The organism is Streptomyces zaehneri (assembly GCF_032248645.1).
In the GTDB taxonomy this organism is placed as follows: Bacteria; Actinomycetota; Actinomycetes; order Streptomycetales; family Streptomycetaceae; genus Streptomyces; species Streptomyces coriariae.
In genome coordinates, this window is record NZ_JASTTJ010000031.1 from 15,883 (window position 1) to 34,590 (window position 18,708).

General features: G+C 73.1%; 15 protein-coding genes. 8 read left to right on the plus strand and 7 right to left on the minus strand.

Translation table 11 applies throughout. The features are described from left to right. Positions 1-170: 170 nt before the first annotated feature. The 5 genes from QQM72_RS36070 (at position 171) to QQM72_RS36090 (ending at position 9,986) form a co-directional block, all read left to right on the plus strand. Positions 171-2,771 (plus strand): GAF domain-containing SpoIIE family protein phosphatase, encoded by a 2,601-nt coding sequence (locus tag QQM72_RS36070; protein WP_314225008.1) that lies wholly within the window; start codon positions 171-173, stop codon positions 2,769-2,771. A gap of 51 nt (positions 2,772-2,822) precedes the next feature. Next, on the plus strand, positions 2,823-5,519 hold the full coding sequence (locus QQM72_RS36075; protein WP_314225009.1) for a SpoIIE family protein phosphatase: 2,697 nt from the start codon (positions 2,823-2,825) through the stop codon (positions 5,517-5,519). Positions 5,520-5,651: 132 nt separating this feature from the next. Further along, positions 5,652-7,016, plus strand: coding sequence for an FAD-dependent oxidoreductase (locus QQM72_RS36080; protein ID WP_314225010.1), 1,365 nt, complete (start codon positions 5,652-5,654; stop codon positions 7,014-7,016). Between the two features lie 143 nt (positions 7,017-7,159). Continuing rightward, positions 7,160-8,125, plus strand: a complete 966-nt coding sequence (locus QQM72_RS36085) for a DUF1152 domain-containing protein (RefSeq protein WP_314225011.1) — start codon at positions 7,160-7,162, stop codon at positions 8,123-8,125. Between the two features lie 265 nt (positions 8,126-8,390). Beyond that, positions 8,391-9,986, plus strand: a complete 1,596-nt coding sequence (locus QQM72_RS36090; RefSeq protein ID WP_314225012.1) for a serine hydrolase — start codon at positions 8,391-8,393, stop codon at positions 9,984-9,986. 28 nt (positions 9,987-10,014) lie between these two features. On the opposite strand, the gene QQM72_RS36095 is transcribed toward QQM72_RS36090, so the two are convergent. Continuing rightward, the gene (locus tag QQM72_RS36095) at positions 10,015-10,140 is read right to left on the minus strand and encodes a hypothetical protein (protein ID WP_314225013.1); all 126 of its coding nucleotides are present in this window, start codon (positions 10,138-10,140) and stop codon (positions 10,015-10,017) included. Between the two features lie 188 nt (positions 10,141-10,328). Between QQM72_RS36095 and QQM72_RS36100 the strand changes: the two genes are divergently transcribed. Next, positions 10,329-10,949, plus strand: coding sequence for a hypothetical protein (locus tag QQM72_RS36100; protein WP_314225065.1), 621 nt, complete (start codon positions 10,329-10,331; stop codon positions 10,947-10,949). 59 nt (positions 10,950-11,008) lie between these two features. Here the strand turns inward: QQM72_RS36100 and QQM72_RS36105 are convergent, their stop codons facing one another. Together QQM72_RS36105 and QQM72_RS36110 are read right to left on the minus strand one after the other, a co-directional pair. Continuing rightward, on the minus strand, positions 11,009-11,494 hold the full coding sequence (locus tag QQM72_RS36105; RefSeq protein WP_314225014.1) for a roadblock/LC7 domain-containing protein: 486 nt from the start codon (positions 11,492-11,494) through the stop codon (positions 11,009-11,011). Between the two features lie 257 nt (positions 11,495-11,751). After that, positions 11,752-11,892, minus strand: coding sequence for a respiratory nitrate reductase subunit gamma (locus QQM72_RS36110; protein WP_399079904.1), 141 nt, complete (start codon positions 11,890-11,892; stop codon positions 11,752-11,754). Between the two features lie 133 nt (positions 11,893-12,025). Between QQM72_RS36110 and QQM72_RS36115 the strand changes: the two genes are divergently transcribed. Both QQM72_RS36115 and QQM72_RS36120 read left to right on the plus strand, forming a co-directional pair. After that, positions 12,026-12,448 carry a pyridoxamine 5'-phosphate oxidase family protein gene (locus QQM72_RS36115; protein ID WP_314225015.1) on the plus strand — a complete coding sequence of 141 codons (423 nt, stop codon included), beginning with the start codon at positions 12,026-12,028 and terminating at the stop codon, positions 12,446-12,448. A 274-nt stretch (positions 12,449-12,722) separates the two neighbouring features. Next, the gene (locus QQM72_RS36120; RefSeq protein WP_314225016.1) at positions 12,723-13,424 is read left to right on the plus strand and encodes a CBS domain-containing protein; all 702 of its coding nucleotides are present in this window, start codon (positions 12,723-12,725) and stop codon (positions 13,422-13,424) included. 125 nt (positions 13,425-13,549) lie between these two features. Here the strand turns inward: QQM72_RS36120 and QQM72_RS36125 are convergent, their stop codons facing one another. The 4 genes from QQM72_RS36125 to QQM72_RS36140 form a co-directional block, all read right to left on the minus strand. After that, the gene (locus tag QQM72_RS36125; protein ID WP_314225017.1) at positions 13,550-14,374 is read right to left on the minus strand and encodes a universal stress protein; all 825 of its coding nucleotides are present in this window, start codon (positions 14,372-14,374) and stop codon (positions 13,550-13,552) included. A gap of 171 nt (positions 14,375-14,545) precedes the next feature. Beyond that, on the minus strand, positions 14,546-15,445 hold the full coding sequence (locus QQM72_RS36130) for a universal stress protein (protein ID WP_314225018.1): 900 nt from the start codon (positions 15,443-15,445) through the stop codon (positions 14,546-14,548). 83 nt (positions 15,446-15,528) lie between these two features. Next, on the minus strand, positions 15,529-17,922 hold the full coding sequence (locus QQM72_RS36135) for a glycoside hydrolase family 65 protein (RefSeq protein WP_314225019.1): 2,394 nt from the start codon (positions 17,920-17,922) through the stop codon (positions 15,529-15,531). Further along, positions 17,919-18,677 carry an HAD family hydrolase gene (locus QQM72_RS36140; RefSeq protein ID WP_314225020.1) on the minus strand — a complete coding sequence of 253 codons (759 nt, stop codon included), beginning with the start codon at positions 18,675-18,677 and terminating at the stop codon, positions 17,919-17,921. The genes QQM72_RS36135 and QQM72_RS36140 overlap by 4 nt, the downstream gene beginning before the upstream one ends. Between the last annotated feature and the right edge of the window lie 31 nt (positions 18,678-18,708).

Below are 18,708 nucleotides of genomic sequence, written 5' to 3' on the forward strand. Positions count from 1 at the left end.
CCGGTGCCCGGTCCGTCCAGGAGCAGGCGCTCACCAGGATCTCGCGCATGGCGTGCCGGTCACCCCGCCCGGAACCGTTCTCCCCGGGTCGCGCAGATGCACATCCGGCCAGGTGTGGCGCATTCTTGCTGTGTCGCCCAAGCGGCGGCGCACGGACGAGGTAGGGCCGAATGACTGGGAGCGCCGGAATCGAGCGGAAGCCGTCCGGGCCACCGCCCGCGCTGCTGACCGGGGCCGTGGCGGACGCGCTGCGGGCGACGGACGGCCACACCGGTGGCGTGTACCTGTGCTCGGCCACGTCCCGGCTGCTGCGCCTCGCGGTCCTCGCTGGGCTGCCCGGTCCGCTGTTCCGTCCCTGGTGGCGGGTGCACATGGACCGGCCGTTCCCGGTGGCCGACGTGTACCGGACGGGTGTGCCGGTGGTGCTGGCCAACGCCACCGAGATGATGCGCCGCTACGCGCAGCTCGCGGCGGGCCTGCCCTTCCAGTTCGGTTCGCTCTACGTGCCCATCGCCGCGGACGGGCGGTCCTTCGGGGTGCTGGCCGTGCTGCGCCCGGCGGCGGCCGGCGCGGCGGAGGTGCAGGCGGAGCGGGAGCGGCTGACGGCGGTGGCGGACGACCTCGGAGCGGCCCTGCTGCGGCTGGGGGCGGACGGCCGGGACGTCACCTGGGACGAGGAGCCGCTGTGCGTGCGGCCACCGGCCGCCGGACCGGCCCCGGGGCGCGTCGGACGGTTCTCCTGGGACCCGGCGACCGACGTCGTCACGCTCGACGAACAGGCACGCACCCTGCTCGGTCTGCCCCCGGACGAGTTCCCGGGCACGCTGGAGGCCCTGGCCCGGGCCGTCGACCCGACGGACGCCCACCGGCTGCCGGGCCTGCTGCACCGGACGGCCCGGGGCCGGCCGCCGCCGCTGCCGCTCCAGGTGCGCACCACCGAGGGCGGCCTGCGGCTCCTCGAACTGTGGGATGCGACGGGCGTGGCCACCCGACCGGGTGATCCCCCCGCCGCGTCCTCCGCCCTGCCCCGCCCCATCGCCGGCGTCCTCCTCGATCCGGGCCCGGGCGCCCTGGCCGACGGAGCCGCCGACCTCCTCCCGGAGGGGGTCTTCTGTCTCGACCGGCTGGGGCTCGTCGTCTACGCCAACGCGCGCGCCGGGCACCTCCTGGGCGTGCCTCGGGACCGGCTGGTCGGCCGGTCGCTGTGGGAGGCCGTGCCGTGGCTGAACCAGCCGACGTGCGAGGAGCATCTGCGCGGCGCCCTGCTGTCGCCGCAGCCCGCGCACTTCGATGTGCGGCTTCCCGTCCCGGCCGACCCCTCCTTCGTCCCGCGGCCGTACGAGGGCGACTGGCTGAGCATGTCCCTGTACCCGGGCGCGGACCTGGTCACCTGCAAGGCGGTCCCGGCGAACCGCGTGCCGGACGACACGGCCCCCGAGCCCACGCAGACGGACACCCCGGCGCCCGGCTCCGCCGCCTCGGCCACCTCGCTCTACCGGCCCATCGTCCTCGCCATCGCCCTGACGGAGGCGGTGACCGCCCGCCAGGTGTCGGCGGTGGTGATGCAGGAGCTGCTGCCCGCGTTCGGCGGCCGTCGGCTCGCCATCTACCTGCTCCAGGAGCGGCACCTGTACCTGGCGTGGGAGTCCGGGTTCCCCGAAGGCTTCCTGGCCCCCTTCGAAGGGGTGGGGCTCGACACCCGGCTGCCCGGCGTGGAGACCCTCACCACGGGCCGGCCGCTCTTCTTCGACTCGATGCAGCAGCTGGCGGACGCCTATCCTGGCATCGACCTCGACGCGGCGGAGGGCGCGCGCGCCTTCCTCCCGCTGATCGCCTCGGGCCGCCCGGTCGGCTCGTGCATCCTCGGCTTCGACCGCTCGCGCAGCTTCAGCTCCGAGGAACGCACGGTGCTGACCGCGCTCGCCGGGCTGATCGCCCACGCGATGGAGAAGGCGCAGCGCTACGACACCGAGGCCGCCCTCGCCCGAGGGCTCCAGCAGGCCCTGCTCCCCCGGCGGCTGTCGCAGCACGCGCGCGTGGAGACCGCGGGACGCTACCTGCCGGGCACCGAGGGCATGGACGTGGGCGGCGACTGGTACGACGTCGTGGAGGCCGGGGACGGGCTGGCCCTGGTCATCGGGGACGTGCAGGGACACGGCGTGCAGGCGGCGGCCACCATGGGACAGCTGCGCAGCGCGGTGCGGGCGTTCGCACTGGGCGACCGGCCGCCCGAGGAGGTCATGGGCGGCACGAACCACCTCCTCATCGACCTGGACCCCGGCCAGTTCGCCAGCTGCTGCTACGTCCGGCTCGACCCGGCCACCGGTCTGGCCCGGGCGGTCCGCGCCGGGCATCTGCCGCCGCTGCTGCGCCACCCCGACGGACGAACCGAGGTCGTGGAACTGCCCGGCGGCGTGGTGCTCGGGGTGGACCCGCGCGCCCACTACCCGGTGACGGAGCTGCGGCTGGAGCCGGGCGCGATCCTCGCCCTCTACACGGACGGGTTGGTCGAGCGGCCCGGCCACGACATCGACGACGGCATCACGGATCTGCGCCGGGCCCTGGCCGGGGCCGGGCGCCCTCCGGCCGAGACCGGCACCGCCGGGCCCACGGCCGAGGCTCGTTCGGGCCGTTCCCTCGCGGACGTCGCCGACCTGCTCACCGCCACGGCCCGGCAGGCGGCGGACCGGGCGGACGACATCGCGCTGCTGCTGGCCACCCGGCGGGCGGCCGAAGTCACGCACGGCAAGCGAGCGGGACACGGCCCGTGACCGTGCGTGACGACTCTCGCCTCGCGCGGCCCGGCAGTGTAGACATGGCACATGGTCCGACTCCTGGGGCGCTCGGATGCCCGGCCGGCCCGTCGTCCCCGGGGCCCGCGGGTCCGGCGTACGCCCGAGTCCGCCCTGGGCGGGCGCAGTCTCGCCGCGCAGGTGTTCGTCCTCCAAGTGGTCATCGTTCTGCTGCTGGTCGTGGCGGCCGTGGTGGCGCTGCTGCTCCAGGTGCGTCACGACACCACCCAGGAGGCCCGCAACCGCTCCGTCGCGGTCGCGCAGACCTTCGCCAACTCGCCGGGCATCGTCGAGGCGCTGAACGCCCCCGACCCGACGGCCGTGCTCCAGCCCAAGGCCGAGGCCGCCCGCAAGGCGTCCGACATGGACTTCCTCGTCGTCATGAACACCGACGGCATCCGCTACACGCATCCCAAACCGGACCGCATCGGCAAGAAGTTCGTCGGGAACATCCAGCCGGCGCTGGACGGCGGGATCGTGGTCGAGGAGGTCAACGGGACCATCGGCCGGCTGGTCCAGGCGGTGGTGCCGGTGAAGACGGCCGACGGGACGGTGGTCGGCCTGGTGTCGTCCGGCATCACCACCGCGCACGTCGGCGGCAACGCCGACCGGCAGCTGCCGCTCGTCCTCGGCAGCGCCGCGGTCGCCCTGGCCCTGGCGACGGCGAGCACGGCACTGGTCAGCCGCCGTCTGCTGCGCCAGACCCACGGCCTGGGCCCGCGCGAGATGACCCGGATGTACGAGCACCACGACGCCGTCCTGCACTCCGTGCGGGAAGGCGTGATCATCGTCGGCGGCGAGGGCGATCTGCTGCTCGCCAACGACGAGGCGCAACGCCTGCTCGACCTGCCCCCGGACGCCGAACGGCGCCAGGTCCTCGATCTGGGACTCGACCGGGACACCGCAGAACTGCTGGCCTCGGGCCGGATGGTCACCGACGAGGTGCACCTGGTCGGGGAGCGGCTGCTGGCGATCAACCAGCGGCCCACCGACCTGGCGGGCGGACCGGCGGGCAGCGTCGCCACCCTGCGCGACTCCACGGAGCTGCGCGCCCTGTCGGGCCGTGCGGAGGCGGCCCGCGAGCGCCTGGACATGCTGTACGCGGCCGGGGTGGGCATCGGGACCAGCCTGGACGTCACCAGGACCGCCGAGGAGCTGACGGAGCTGGCCGTGCCGAGGTTCGCGGACTTCGCGTCGGTGGATCTGTTCGACGCCGTCCTGGAGGGCGAGGAGCCGGGGGCCCGGGGCACGCTGCGCCGCACGGCGGTCAGCGCGATCCGCAAGGGCGCGCCGCTGTACGCGGTGGGCGAGCGGATCCGGTTCGTGGACTCCGCCCCGCAGGCCCGAAGTCTCGGCGAGGCGCGGGCGGTCCTGGAGGCCCGTCTGGCCGAGGCGCCGGGCTGGCGCGCCCAGGACCTCGAACGGACCGAGCAGGTCGTGGAGTTCGGCATCCACTCGCTGATCACCGTGCCCGTGCGGGCGGGGTCCCTGATCCTGGGCGTGGTCAGTTTCTGGCGCTCGGAACGGCCCGATCCGTTCGATCCGGACGAGGTGGTGCTCGCGGAGGAACTGGTGGCGCGGGCCGCGATCTCCATCGACAACGCGCGCCGGTTCACCCGCGAGCACGGCATGGCGGTCACCCTCCAGCGCAGTCTGCTGCCGCGCACCCTGCCGGAACAGAACGCCCTGGACATCGCCTACCGCTATCTGCCGGCACAGGCGGGTGTGGGCGGCGACTGGTTCGACGTGCTGCCCCTGTCCGGGGCCCGGGTCGCCCTGGTCGTCGGTGACGTGGTGGGCCACGGGCTGCACGCGGCGGCCACCATGGGCCGGCTGCGCACCGCGGTGCACAACTTCTCCGCCCTGGATCTGGCTCCGGAGGAACTCCTCGGTCTGCTGGACGAGCTGGTGGCCCGTATCGACCAGGACGAGGCGGACGACGGCACCGACGCGGCCGTCTCCGGAGCGACCTGTCTGTACGCCATCTACGACCCGGTCTCCCGGCGCTGCACGATCGCCCGGGCCGGCCATCCGCCGCCGGCGCTGGTGCACCCCGACGGCCGGGTCGAGTACCTCGAGGTGCCCGCCGGACTCCCGCTCGGACTGGGCGGGCTGCCGTTCGAGACGGTCGAGCTGGAGCTGACCGAGGGCAGCTCGCTGGTGCTGTACACCGACGGGCTGGTGGAGGACCGGGAACGGGACATCGACACCGGTCTGGAGCTGCTGCGCTCGGCCCTGGAGCGGGCCTTCGACGGTCCGCCGGAGGGGACCTGCCAGGCCGTCCTGGACGCCCTGCTGCCGGCCCGCCCGGCCGACGACATCGCGCTGATCGTCGCGCGTACCCGGGCGCTGGGCGCCGACCGGGTCGCCGAGTGGGACGTGCCGGTGGACCCGGCCGCGGTCGGCGAGGTGCGGGCGGCCGTGGTGCGGCAGCTGGCGCGCTGGGATCTGGAGGACCTGTCCTTCACGACGGAACTGATCCTGAGCGAACTGGTCACCAACGCGATCCGCTACGGCAGCGCCCCGGTGCGCGTCCGGCTGCTGCGCGACCGCACCCTGATCTGCGAGGTCGCCGACAGCAGCAGCACCTCACCGCACCTGCGGTACGCGGCGATGACCGACGAGGGCGGCCGCGGTCTGTTCCTCGTGGCTCAGCTGACCGAACGCTGGGGCACCCGCTACACCGCCAAGGGCAAGGTCATCTGGGCCGAACAGCCGCTGCCGTGAGGCGAGTCGGACGCCACTCCACTCATAAATGATGCTTATGAGTCCATAGACCGGACCCGCGTACCGGGTAAGGTTTGCCTTAGTTTAGGCTTCCCCCGAGTCGATCTGTCGCCACTCGAAGGGAACCTGATCATGCCCCGCCCCCTGCGGGTAGCCATTGTCGGAGCCGGCCCCGCCGGGATCTACGCCGCCGACGCGCTGCTCAAGTCCGATGTGGCCGCCGACCCGGGTGTCTCCATCGACCTCTTCGAGCGTATGCCGGCCCCGTTCGGCCTGATCCGCTACGGCGTCGCCCCGGACCACCCCCGCATCAAGGGCATCGTCAACGCCCTGCACCAGGTCCTCGACAAGCCGCAGGTCCGCCTCTTCGGCAACGTCGACTACCCCACCGACATCAGCCTCGACGACCTGCGCGCCTTCTACGACGCGGTGATCTTCTCGACCGGCGCGACGGCCGACCGCGACATGCCGATCCCCGGCATCGAGCTCGACGGCTCCTACGGCGCCGCGGACTTCGTCTCCTGGTACGACGGCCACCCGGACGTGCCGCGCACCTGGCCCCTCGAGGCCGAGAAGGTCGCGGTCCTGGGAGTCGGCAACGTCGCCCTCGACGTGGCCCGCGTCCTGGCCAAGACGGCGGACGAGCTGCTGCCCACGGAGATCCCGGCCAACGTCTACGAGGGTCTCAAGGCCAACAAGGCCCTGGAGATCCACGTCTTCGGCCGCCGCGGCCCGGCGCAGGCGAAGTTCTCCCCGATGGAGCTGCGCGAGCTCGACCACTCCCCCACCATCGAGGTCATCGTCGACCCCGAGGACATCGACTACGACGACGGCTCGATCGCCACGCGGCGCGGCAACAAGCAGGCCGACATGGTCGCCAAGACGCTGGAGAACTGGGCGATCCGCGATGTCGGGAGCCGCCCGCACAAGCTCTTCCTGCACTTCTTCGAGTCGCCGGCCGAGATCCTCGGCGAGGACGGCAAGGTCGTCGGTCTGCGCACCGAGCGCACCGCCCTCGACGGCACCGGCAACGTCAAGGGCACCGGCGAGTTCAAGGACTGGGACGTCACGGCGATCTACCGCGCCGTCGGCTACCTCTCCGACAAGCTCCCCAAGCTGCCCTGGGACCTCGACTCGGGCACCGTCCCGGACGAGGGCGGCCGCGTCATGGAGGAGTCCGGCGAGCACATGCAGTCGACGTACGTCACCGGCTGGATCCGCCGCGGTCCGGTCGGCCTCATCGGCCACACCAAGGGCGACGCCAACGAGACGGTGTCGAACCTGCTGGCCGACCACGCGAACGGCCGTCTGCACACGCCCGCCTCGCCCGAGCCGCAGGCCGTGGAGACGTTCCTCGCCGAGCGCGACGTCCGCTTCACCACCTGGGAGGGCTGGTACAAGCTGGACGCCGCCGAGAAGGCGCTGGGCGAGCCGCAGGGCCGCGAGCGCGTGAAGATCGTCGAGCGTGAGGACATGCTGCGGGCGAGCGGCGCGTAGTCCCGGGCGCGGGGTCCGGCCGACCGCGGCCGCCGTGCCGGGCCACTCCGGCCACGGTCGACCGAACCCCAACTCACCCAAATTTCAGGGTGGTTGACGAAATCCTGTTGGGCCGCGCGATCGACGCCTGTTAGCGTCCCGGCGTGTTCACCCTCCATGAGCCTCCCCTCTTCACCCGGCTGCGCGACGCGCGCCGGGTGCTGATCGCCGGTGCGGGCGGCGGTTTCGACGTGTACGCGGGCCTTCCGCTGGCGCTCGCCCTGCGCTCGGCGGGCAAGGAGGTCCATCTGGCCAACCTCTCCTTCGCCGACCTGTACGGCCTGCCCTCCGAGGTCTGGCTCCAGCCGGACGTCGCGGCCATCCGCCCCGACATCCCCACCCGCGGCGACTACTTCCCCGAGCGCACCCTGTCCCGCTGGCTCGACCGGCACGACCTCCCGGCCACGGTGTACGCCTTCCCGCGCACCGGAGTGGAACCCCTGCGTGCCGCCTACCGGGCGCTCCTCGACCACCTGGGCGGGGTGGACGCCGTCGTCCTGGTGGACGGCGGGACCGACATCCTGATGCGCGGCGACGAGCACGGACTGGGCACGCCCGAGGAGGACATGGCCAGCCTCGCCGCCGTGGAGAGCCTCGACGACGTCCCCCACCGGCTGGTGGCCTGTCTCGGCTTCGGCGTGGACGCCCACCACGGGGTGAACCACTCCCTCGTCCTGGAGAACCTGGCCGCTCTGGACCGCGCCGGCGCCTACCTCGGCGCGTTCTCCCTGCCGCACCGGAGCCCCGAGGGGGCCCTCTACCTGGACGCCGTGGCCGACGCCCAGGCCCACACCCCGGGCCACCCGAGCATCGTCAACGGCTCCGTCGCCGCCGCCGTACGCGGCGCCTTCGGCAACGTCCGGTTCACCGAGCGGACCAAGGACAGCGAGCTGTTCGTCAATCCGCTCATGGCGCTGTACTTCTGCGTCGACGCGCCCGGCCTGGCCCGTCACAACCTCTACCTCGACCGCCTCGCCGACACCGTCCTGATGCGCCAGATCAGCTCCCGCATCGAGGAGTTCCGCGACGAACTCCCCCTGCTCCGGCAGCCGCGCGCCTTCCCGCACTGAACACGGCCGCCCCGCGGCGCGGGTGGTGGTGCGGCGCGGGTGGCCGTGCACCGCGCCGGTCGCCGGCGGGCCGCGAGGTCGCGGTCGGTGTCCCGCAGACAGACCTCGGCCATCTCCGCCTCGCGTTACCTGCGCTGGTACGCGGGCAGCGGGCACGGGGCGGTGCGGTGCGGTGCCGTAGCGCCCTGCGAGCAGCGTGGGCGGGCCCGCCGTCACCGAGTCGCGCACCTGACTCGGCAGGACACCGTTCCCGGCGAGGCGTTCAATGGTCTGCATGGGTGTTCGACAGACGACGACACGCCACCGGGCCAAGGCCCCGGCGGCCCTGACGGTGGCCGCGCTCCTGCTCGTCCCCGGTGTCCTCGCCGCCGCTCCCCCGCCCCAGCCACCTCCGCAGCTGACGACGGCGGAGGTGAACGCGGCCGTGGGGAAGCTGGACGGGATCGTGCGGGACGGGATGGAGCGGACGGGCGTGCCCGGGGTCGCGGTCGCCGTCGTGTACAAGGACCGGGTCGTGTACCTGAAGGGCGTCGGCGTCCGCCACGAAGGCCGGCCCGCCCGGATCGACCCCGACACGGTGTTCGAGCTGGCGTCACTGTCCAAGCCGCTGGCGTCGACCGTCGTCGCCGGAGCGGTGGGCGAGGGCGACGAGAAGATCGGCTGGGACGACCCCGTGGCCCCCCATCTGCCCGGCTTCGCCCTCAAGGACCCGTGGGTGACGCGGAACGTCACGGTGGCCGATCTGTTCGCCCACCGCAGCGGCCTGCCCGACCACTCGGGCGATCTGCTGGAGGACCTCGGCTACGACCGCGACTACATCCTCGGCCACCTCCGGTACGAGCCACTGGCCCCGTTCCGCGCCTCCTACGCCTACACCAACTACGGCCCGACGGCGGCCGGTCAGGCGGTCGCGGACGCCGAGGGCACGACCTGGGAGAAGCTCTCCGAGGACACCTTGTACAAGCCCGCCGGGATGGACTCCACCAGCTCCCTCTTCGCCGACTACGAGGCCGCGAAGAACCGGGCCGACCTGCACGTGAAGGCCCCCGACGGCACCTGGCGGGCCCAGTACGTGCGCGACGCCGACGCCCAGTCACCGGCGGGCGGGGCCAGTTCATCCGCCCGCGACATGTCCCGCTGGCTGCGCCTCCAGCTGGCGAACGGCAAGCTCGACGGCGAGCAGATCATCCCGGCCGAGCAGCTCGAGCGCACCCACCTCCCCGCGATCGTCTCCAATCCCCCGCAGGCGCCGGCCGGCCGCACGGGCTTCTACGGCCTCGGCTGGAACGTCGGCTACGACGACCTGGGCCGCCTGCGCCTGAGCCACTCGGGTGCCTTCGCCCTCGGTGCGAACACCAACGTCACCATGCTTCCCGCGGAGCAGCTGGGCATCGTGGTCCTCACCAACGGCAAGCCGCTCGGGCTTCCCGACGCCATCGCGCAGGGCTTCTTCGACACCGCCGAGCACGGGAAGGCCACGGCCGACTGGGTCGACCTGATCGGGAAGGTCTACACGCAGCAGGAACAGGCGGAGATCTCGCCCACCGACTACACCGACCCGCCCGCCGGCGCGGCCGCCGCCCGCCCCGACGCGGCCTACACCGGGACGTACGCCAACAGCTTCTACGGTCCGCTCACGGTCTCCGCGTCCGGCGGCGAACTGACCATGCGGCTGGGCCCGAAGCCGACGACGTTCCGGCTGACCCACTACGACGGGGACACGTTCAGCTTCCGGACGGTCGGCGAGAACGCCGTCGGACTGTCCGGCGTCACCTTCCACGGCGACCGCGACGGCAAGGCGACCCGGGTGACCGTGGAGGCGTTCGACGAGACCGGCCTGGGCACCTTCACCCGCGAATAGCGCGAGCGCGCGAACCGGCGGCCGGGGGTCAGCCGTCGTCGCGCGGGTGGGTCTCGATCACCCGGGCCCGCACATCGGCCCTGAGGTGGGCGCTGCGCCCGACCAGCTCGAAACGGCCGTCGACGACGCGTCTGTGGGGTTCCGCTGTGCTCATGGGGGGAGCTTAGGGGTACGGACCGACAGGCGGTGCGTCGGCCGGACGGGCACAGCGCGAATGGTCCGCGGGGGCCCCGGGCATGCTGTGAGCGAGGTCACTTCCGCCGGGCCGTGCGGGACCACTGCCGGACCGCTCCCCCACTCGCTCACCGCCCTCCCCCACGAAGGACATGTGCTTTGGCTCTTATGTACCCTGACGCCCCATCGGCCCGCCGTCCGGGCCGCTGCTGGACGATCCGTGTGGTCGGGCACCGGGACCGCACCGCGTCGGTCACCTGCTCCTCGCCGTGCGTGATGCCGCCTCGCTCCCGGGACCTCGCGGCCCTGCGCCGCTTCGCGGTGGCCCACGCGGCCGCGCACGCCAGAGCGGCGGCGGTGCACCACGACGCCGCCTGCTGGTGCCGTCGCCAGCGGTGCGCGCTGCACGAGGGCACCCGGGTCGCCTGCGCCGGCTCCGTCGTCCTCGTCCTGCGGCACGACCCGGCGGTCGGCCAGGTGTGGACCCTCAGCGAAGTCTGCGCCGCCTGCGCCCCGTTGCTGCCTCACGCACGCGTACTGACCCGTGCGGCGCCGCCACCGCCGCGCGTTCCGGACCCGGCACCGGGCACGGGCACGGGCGCGGAGGCGGGCCGGGGAGCGGGTACAGGTCCGGTTCCCTCCGGGTTTGCGACGTCGACCGCGGGGCCACCACGTCTCGTCCCCGGCGGGTTCAGCGCCCCCTCGCCGGGAGCGGGTGCGGGCCCGGAGCGGGGTGGCGGCCGACGGCGCGGGGCCGGCGGACGCCGCGGCCGGGCCACCGGTTCGTAGGCGCCCCCGCCGGAGTCCGGCCGAGTCCGCACGAGTCCTGCGGAGCCCTCCGGAGTCCGTCAGGGTTCGTATCGGGACTGCGGCGGGATACGTATGGGCAGGGCGCCGAGGATCCGGCCGCGCAACTGCGGAGCCGGTGGCTCGCCGCCATGGACGACGGGCCCGACGCCCCTGGACCGCGCCGCCAGCAACGCGGCGATGCGCGCGCCGCCGCGCCGCCCCTCCAGGTGCAGACGGCCGACGTTGGCCCGGTCGTCGGCGAGCAGCGTCAGGACGGCCGACGGCCCGGCCGCGTACGTCGCGAGGTAGCCCCCGGCCCCGCGCACCAGCAGTTCGCGGAACTCGCCGCGGTCGGCGAGGTCGACCATCCGGCGCCCCACGCCGAGCGCCGCCGCGGTGAGCGCGGCCAGCCCCTCCGGCTGGACGTCCGGCATGTCCTCGGCGAGCACGAGACCGTCGGCACCGGCCGCCAACGCCCCCGTCAGCTCCGGTATGCGGGTACGCAGCCGGTGCAGTTCGTTCAGAACCTCGGTCTCGACGGCCATGACCGTTGCCCCTTCGGCGCGTTGTCGGCTGACGCAAATCAAGTGCGGTGCGGCGCGCGGTGGTTCAGATACTCCTGAGGCTACGGAAAGGAACGACCGGAAGCGATGGCTCCGGCATTTTCATGTGGAACATGCCATGCGGCCAGGACCTGTCGCCGTCCCGGGCGCCCCGGTTGCGTTCCTTGCGGTTCAGGAACCCTTCCGACCGAGGCCGGGCCACCGAAGGCGGTTCGACACCGCGACTCCGGCGAGATTCTTCAGGACCCCACCCGGCCGCGGTAGACGGTGCACGGGCGGGTCAGGGGGCCGAGCGGTGCGGTGAGCATGTGGACCAGCCGTGTGAAGGGCCTGGCCGCCAGGAGAAGCAGGGCGCTCAGGGCGTGGAGCCGGAAGAGCACCGGGGCATACCGTCCGCGTCAGGACACACCGACGACATGGGCCATGAGTCCCTGCCGACGGACGGACGTCCCGGGCTCGGACGGGGGCCGACCGGCCCTACCCCCGCACTACGGCCACGGGGACCATGGACCGATGTTCCAGAACGACTCCATGCGCGCCATCGACCGGCAGGAGTGCCTACGTCTGCTGGCCAAGGCACCGGTCGGCAGGGTGGTGTACACCCGGCAGGCCCTGCCCGCCGTCCTCCCGGTCAACTTCGCCCTCGACTCCGATGCCGCTGTCCTGCTGTCCACCTCGGCCGGATCCGACCTTGTCCGCGCCATCGACGGCGTCGTGGTCGCCTTCGAGGCGGACGAGTACCACCCTGCGACCCGGTCGGGGTGGAGTGTGGTCGTCACCGGCCGGGCCACGGTGGTGACGGATCCTGCCGAGCACGCGCGGCTGTCGCAGACCGGCCCTCGCTCCTGGATGCCCGTGCAGGACGGCGTCTTCGTACGTATCGAGTCGGAGATCGTCACCGGACGCGACCTCAGGGGAAGCCCCGCCACGCGGTGAGGCGCGGACCGCGACGATCCGCCGGACGGCGCCTCCGGCCGCGCGGGCCGGGCTCGGTCGGCAGCGTGAGACCAGTGCGCCGACGCGTTCCCCGTGTCGGTCCCGAGGTGGGAATCGTGCGGTTCGGGCCCCGTGACGGAGCCGGACACGGGACGGGCGGACGCACGGCGGCCCGGCGATTCCGCGGGGAAGGGGCCGACCGGCCCATGCGGCAGCCGCATGGCAGGCGGAGAGTGGAAGGAGGAAGACACACGACATCAGGAGGCGGGAGCCCATGTGGCACCGAATGGTGAGCGACCTCATGACCGCACCGGTCGTCCGAGTGCGCCGCGACACCGGCTTCAAGGAGATCGCCAAACTGCTCGCCGAGTACGACATCACCGCCGTACCGGTCGTGGACGACGACGAACACCCCGTGGGCGTGGTCTCCGAGGCGGATCTGCTGCGCAAGGAAGCCTCTCACCTGGACCCGGTCGGCCTGCCGCCCTCGCCGCACCTCGCACCCACGTCGAGGACGAAAGCCGAGGCCGCGACGGCCGAGGGGCTGATGAACAGCCCTGTCGTGACCGCCAGGCCCCAGTGGACCGCAGTGGAGGCCGCCCAGGTGATGGAACGCGACCACGTCAAGCGGCTGCCGGTGGTCGACGAGACAGGCACGCTGGTCGGCGTGATCAGCCGGGCCGACCTGCTCCGCGTCTTCCTGCGCGGGGACAGCGCGATCCGGGAGGAGATCACCGGGGACGTGCTCCTGCGCACTCTCGGCATCACCCCCGACGGGATCGAGGTGCGCGTCGTCGACGGACGGGTCTCACTGAAGGGCACGGTCGAGCGCAAGTCGCTCGTCCCCGTAGTCGTCCGTCTCTGCCAAGGCGTGGACGGGGTGGTCGACGTCCGCGCCGACCTGCGCCACCGGGTCGACGACAGTCAGGCGGAACCGGAGCCCGGAGCGTCTCGCCGTGCCGGACTCGCCACGTGAGCGAGGCCGGCTCCGTCGGCTCCCCGAGAACGCGCCGGCGCGGCGAGAGTGGCTGATCGCCATGACGTCCCCGGTGGCCGTGCCCGACCACCTCGTCGCCGGCCTCGGTCTCGGCCTCGGCCTCGTCATGGGGCTTCACCCTGCGCGCGGATCACCGCCACGGGGCAGTCGGCGTGCCGCAGCGCCGCTCGGCTGAACCGGGTCGGCGACGCGCCCGTCCGGCCGACACGGCCGTTCATGCCGACCACGACGAGCTGTGCGCGTGCGCCGGCCTCGACGACCGCCCGTCGGACGCCCCCACGGACACGAGGACGGCGCACGACGATGTCCGGGTAGCTCTTGCGCAGCGCGGACAGCGTGTCGGCGAACCCGTTCCGGGACTTCCCCGTCCGCGTGTCCCAGCCCTTGAGCACCACCAGGTCCGTGCCGCGGGCGGACGCCTCGGCGAAGGCGAACTCGGCCGCCGCCCGGCCGGCCCTCCCGTGGTCGCCGACCAGCACGACGGGACCGGCCGGGTCCGGTCTGCCCCGCACGATCAGGACCGGAGAGCGTCCATGGGCGGCCAACCGCACGGCGAGGGAGCCGCGTCGCCTGCCCGCGGACCGGCTCGGCGGCCGGCTGCCGACGACGGTGAGCGACGCCCGGCGGGACTCGGTCTCCAGCACCGCCACGGGTTCACCCATGAGGACCGTGCGCGTGACGCTCAGCCCGGGAGCGGCGCTGCGGGCCCGGCGCTCTGCCTCCGTCAGCGCGCTGTTCGTCACGTCATGCACCCGTGCCCCGCCCGGATCCCAGGGCGCCACACCCGGCGGCACACGGGTCGCCGACCAGTCGAAGGCGTGCGTCAGCTGGAGTTCCACCCCCAGACGGTCCGCCTCACGGGCGGCGGCCTCCACCGCGGCCATGCTCGTCGCCGAGCCGTCCACTCCCACCAGTACGGGGCCGCTCATGACGGCTCCCCCCTTCACTTCGCATGCTTCCGAGGACCGGGGAACCCGGCTGCCCGGCTCGGTGACGTACGGCCGCGTGCCGTCGGCCTCGTCATGGCCGTCGTCCCGTTCGTCCGGCCGGGCTGACGCCCGGCCTTCGACGAACGGGCGGCTCAGCGCGGTCGGGGATGCCTACACATGGGGTACGACGGCCACGGGGCAGCCGACGTGATGGATCGCGGCGTGGGTGACGGGTCCGGTGCGCGGGCCGACGGGCCGTTCGTCCAGACGGTGGCCCACGACCAGGAGGCTCGCTCCGGTCGAGGCCCGTACGAGCGCGGTCGTGGGCTTGTCCTCCACCACCGTCTCCCGGACCTCCACGTCGGGGTACTTCTCGCGCCACGGCTGGAGCACGGCCTTGAGGAAGCCCAGCCACTCCTCGCCCCGCCAGGGATCGTCCACCAAGGCGATGTCACCCGCTCCGAGTCCGAGCGGGCCGGGTGCCTGCCAGGCGTGCACGGTCCGCAGTCGCGCGTGCCGGAGACGGGCCGCCTCGAAGGCGAACTCGATGACCTCGTCGCAGGCGTCGGCGAGGTCGACGGCCAGCACCACGTCCCGGTATCCGGTGTCGGTCGAGGTGTCGCCGTCGTCCGTCGGCACGTGTTCGTCCGACGCCTCCTCTCCGGCCCGGACGAGGACGACGGGACGGGTGGCCTTCGCGACCACGCCGAGCGCGACGGAACCGACGAGGAATCCGGTGAAGCCGCTCAGGCCGCGTGAGCCCAGGACGATCATGTCGGCCTGGTCCGCGGCCTTCAGCAGGGCGGCGGTGGCCGGGCCCTCCATCTGCTCGTCGGAGAGGCGGACGTCCGGGCACTCGGCTCGGACCCGCTCCTCCGCCTGCCGCAGGGAACGCCGGGCCAGGTGCCGCTGAGCGGCGCCCGCCACGTCGTGCTCCTGACGGGGGTGCCAGTCCCAGACGTGCACCAGGTGCAGCCATTGGCCACGCCGCCGGGCCTCGCGGGCCGCCCACGCGGCGGCGGCCAGGCTCTCGGCGGATCCGTCCACTCCGGCGACAACGGGAAGAATCATCTCGGCACCTCCAGCGACAGCACTGTCATCCGCTTCCAGCGTCGTACCGAACCCGGCGCACGGTCAGGGGCCGGCAGGGCCTCTCACGGGGCCGTCCGGCCCCCTCGGCCCGGGAGCGGCAGCCGGCGCGTCTCCCCCGGCTGCACGCGGACCGCGCGGTCCGGCAGCCGGATGTCGATCGGCGCACGGTCGGAAGGCGGCACGGCCACCTCCAGCAGGCCGCTCTCCAGTCGCAACCGGACGCCCCAGTGCCCTTGGTAGTGAAGGGAGAAGCCGTAGGACGAGAGTTCCGGCAGCGGTACGGGGTCGAGCCACAGCGCGCCCGCGCGGGTCTCCAGTCCGCTCAGCCCGCGTTGGACGAGGTCGAGGGAGCCGGCCATGGCGCCGAGGTGGATGCCTTCTCCCGTGGTACCGCCTTGCAGGTCGGCGACGTCACCGAGCAGGGCTTCCTGGCAGTACGTCCATGCCTCCGCCCGCCGGGCCCGGGCCAGGACCCAGCCGTGGACCAGGCCGCTGAGCGTGGAGCCGTGACTGGTGCGGTGCAGGTAGTGGTCGACGGTGCGCTGCCAGACGTCGTCGTCGAGGTGATGGCCCAGCCTGCCGAAGAGGGAGCTGAGTTCGGCAGGCGAGAAGAGGTAGCCGAGCATCAGGACGTCGGCCTGTTTGGACGCCCGGTAGCGATTGACGGTGTCGCCCTGCGCCTCGAGGATCCGGTCCAGCCGCCGGATGTCGCCGTACCGCTGCCGGTAGGCCTCCCAGTCGAGCTCGGCGAGGCCGCCGTAGCCCTCGAACTGGCTGATGACACCGTCGTGGAAAGGCACGTGGAGTGTGCGTGAGACGTCCTCCCACTGTTCGAGCTCGCCGTCGTCCAGGCCGGTGCGCTCGGCGAGTTCGCGCCGCCGGGGCTCCGGCAGGGCTCCCAGCACCTCCAGCGTGCGGGTGAGCACCCATGCCGCGGTGACGTTCGTGTAGGTGTTGTCGTCGAGACCGGGTTCACGCGCGCCGGGATACGCGTCGTGATACTCGTCGGGGCCCATCACGCCTCGGATGCGGTGCCGGCCCAGTTCCTCGTCCCAGGTCGCCGAGTCCGCCCAGAAACGGGCGATCTGCAGCAGCATCTCGGCGCCCTTGGTGTGCAGGAACTCGGCGTCGCCGCTGGCCTCGCAGTACTGCCACACGTTGTACGCCACCGCCGAGCCGACATGCCGCTGAAGCCGGGAGTGGTCGGGCAGCCAGCGTCCCGAGCGGGGGTTGAGGTGCAACCGCTGTGTCTCCTCGCGCCCGTCGCTGCCGCTCTGCCACGGGTACAGGGCTCCACGCCGGCCGGCCGCGCGGGCGGCGGCGCAGGCCTGGTCCAGTCGGCGATGACGGTAGCGGAGCAGGGCGCGGGACACTTCCGGGAAGTGCAGGTTGAGGTACGGCAGCACGAACAGCTCGTCCCAGAAGACGTGGCCGCGGTACGCCTCGCCGTGCAGGCCGCGGGCCGGGACGCCGACGTCGAGGTCCGCCGTGTGCGGGGAGAGGGTCTGCAGTACGTGGAAGAGGTGCAGCCGCAGGACGCGGCCCGCCTCGCCGGGGACGTCCAGCTCGGCCCTCCGCCACAGCTGGTCCCAGGCGGTCAGGTGTGCTTCGAGCAACTCGTCGAACGCGGGTGCCGCGCCCACCCGTTGGATCGCCGCGTCCAGCGGGTCACTGATCGCCGGGTCGCGGGAGGTGTGCAGAGCGACGGTCTTGTCGACGGTGACCGTACGGCCCGGCAGCAGGCCCAGGCGCACTCGCTGACTGGCGCGCGCTCCCGCGTGCCGGCCGGTGACGACGGGCACGTCGGCGGTCAGCCGGGCCGCCATGCCGATCCGGACGTCGGAGGTGCGGGTCCGGCAGCGCAGCCACACGGTGTCCGGCGCGGCGCTGCCCGTGTGCACGTGGGTCAGGTGGTGGCCGTCCAGTTCCCGGTAGCGCGGTACCCCCGCGTTGGTGACGCCGCCGTCGAGAGCCGCCTCGACCTCGAGATCTCCGGAGAAGCCCTCGGCCCTGAAGTCGGTGCGCAGGCAGGCCAGATGGGGGTCGGCCATGTGGACGAGACGTTGCTGCCGCACGGTGAGCGAGCGGCCCTCGCCGAACGTGTACCGCGTACTGCGCTCCAGCAGTGCGGAGTCCAGGTGCAGCACCTGCCGGTGGCCGAGCACCTCGGCCGTGTCAGGGCTGAGCCACTGCTGCCCGGCGAGGCGGTACCGCAGGGGCAGCCAGTTCGGCAGGTTGACCATGTCCTCGTTCTCCACCCGGCGTCCCGCGACGTCCGTGGTGAGCCGGTCGTAGCAGCCGGCGACGTAGGTGCCGGGATAGTGCACGTCGTCCGCCGTGCACTCCGGCAAGGCCCCGCGGGTGGCGAAGTACCCGTTGCCCAGCGTGCACAGCGACTCCCGCAAGCGTTCGTCCGTCGGGTCGTAGCCTTCGTACTCCCATGTCCGGCCCGTCATCGCCCTGCTCCCTCGACGAGCAACTCCGAGAGATCGGTCACGACGACGTCCGCGCCGTGGCGCAGGAGCCGGCGCCGGGTGTCCGGACCGTCGGCGCGGTCCACGCCGACGACGAGGGCGAATCCGCCGCGGCGGCCCGCTTCGACGCCTGCCAGGGCGTCCTCCACGACCGCGGCGCGAGCAGGCGGAACACCGAGCCGACGCGCCGCTTCCAGGAACAGGTCGGGCCCCGGCTTGCCCACCAGCCCCAGGCGAGCCGCCTCACCTCCGTCGACCAGGGCGTCGAAGAGGTCCAGCACGCCGGCTCCGGTGAGCAGCTCGCGGGCGTGCCGTGACGCGGAGGCCGCGGCGACCGGCACCGCGGCGCCGCGCAGCGCGCGCACCAGCCGTACCGTCCCGGGATACGCGTCGACACCGTGCTCGCGCAGCCGCTCGGTGAAGAGCCGCTCCTTGTCCGCGGCCACGGCGTGCACGAACGCCTCGGTCGGATCGAGACCTCTCGACGCCAGGAACGCGGCGGCGCCGTCGAGCCGGGACTTGCCGTCCACGTACCGCAGGTAGTCCTCGTCGGCGTCGAAGGGACGCCGCTGAGCGAAGTCGTCGGGCGGGTGCTCGGTCAGGAAGGTGTCGAAGGCGGTCTTCCAGGCGGCCGCGTGCACCTTCGCCGACTCGGTGATCACCCCGTCGGTGTCGAGGACGACCGCCTCGATGTCCCGCAGCGCGGGTGCGAGTACGTCACGGGGCCGAGCGGCCATCATCACTCCCCCTGTGCGCGGTCGGACAGGC

Coding starts and splice junctions, on each gene's coding strand:
- QQM72_RS36070 (WP_314225008.1), top strand. CDS start 171: ATGACTGGGAGCGCCGGAATCGAGCGGAAGCCGTCCGGGCCACCGCCC.
- QQM72_RS36075 (WP_314225009.1), top strand. CDS start 2,823: ATGGTCCGACTCCTGGGGCGCTCGGATGCCCGGCCGGCCCGTCGTCCC.
- QQM72_RS36080 (WP_314225010.1), top strand. CDS start 5,652: ATGCCCCGCCCCCTGCGGGTAGCCATTGTCGGAGCCGGCCCCGCCGGG.
- QQM72_RS36090 (WP_314225012.1), top strand. CDS start 8,391: ATGGTCTGCATGGGTGTTCGACAGACGACGACACGCCACCGGGCCAAG.
- QQM72_RS36095 (WP_314225013.1), bottom strand. CDS start 10,140: ATGAGCACAGCGGAACCCCACAGACGCGTCGTCGACGGCCGTTTCGAG.
- QQM72_RS36100 (WP_314225065.1), top strand. CDS start 10,329: ATGTACCCTGACGCCCCATCGGCCCGCCGTCCGGGCCGCTGCTGGACG.
- QQM72_RS36105 (WP_314225014.1), bottom strand. CDS start 11,494: ATGGCCGTCGAGACCGAGGTTCTGAACGAACTGCACCGGCTGCGTACC.
- QQM72_RS36115 (WP_314225015.1), top strand. CDS start 12,026: ATGTTCCAGAACGACTCCATGCGCGCCATCGACCGGCAGGAGTGCCTA.
- QQM72_RS36120 (WP_314225016.1), top strand. CDS start 12,723: ATGTGGCACCGAATGGTGAGCGACCTCATGACCGCACCGGTCGTCCGA.
- QQM72_RS36125 (WP_314225017.1), bottom strand. CDS start 14,374: ATGAGCGGCCCCGTACTGGTGGGAGTGGACGGCTCGGCGACGAGCATG.
- QQM72_RS36130 (WP_314225018.1), bottom strand. CDS start 15,445: ATGATTCTTCCCGTTGTCGCCGGAGTGGACGGATCCGCCGAGAGCCTG.
- QQM72_RS36135 (WP_314225019.1), bottom strand. CDS start 17,922: ATGACGGGCCGGACATGGGAGTACGAAGGCTACGACCCGACGGACGAA.
- QQM72_RS36140 (WP_314225020.1), bottom strand. CDS start 18,677: ATGGCCGCTCGGCCCCGTGACGTACTCGCACCCGCGCTGCGGGACATC.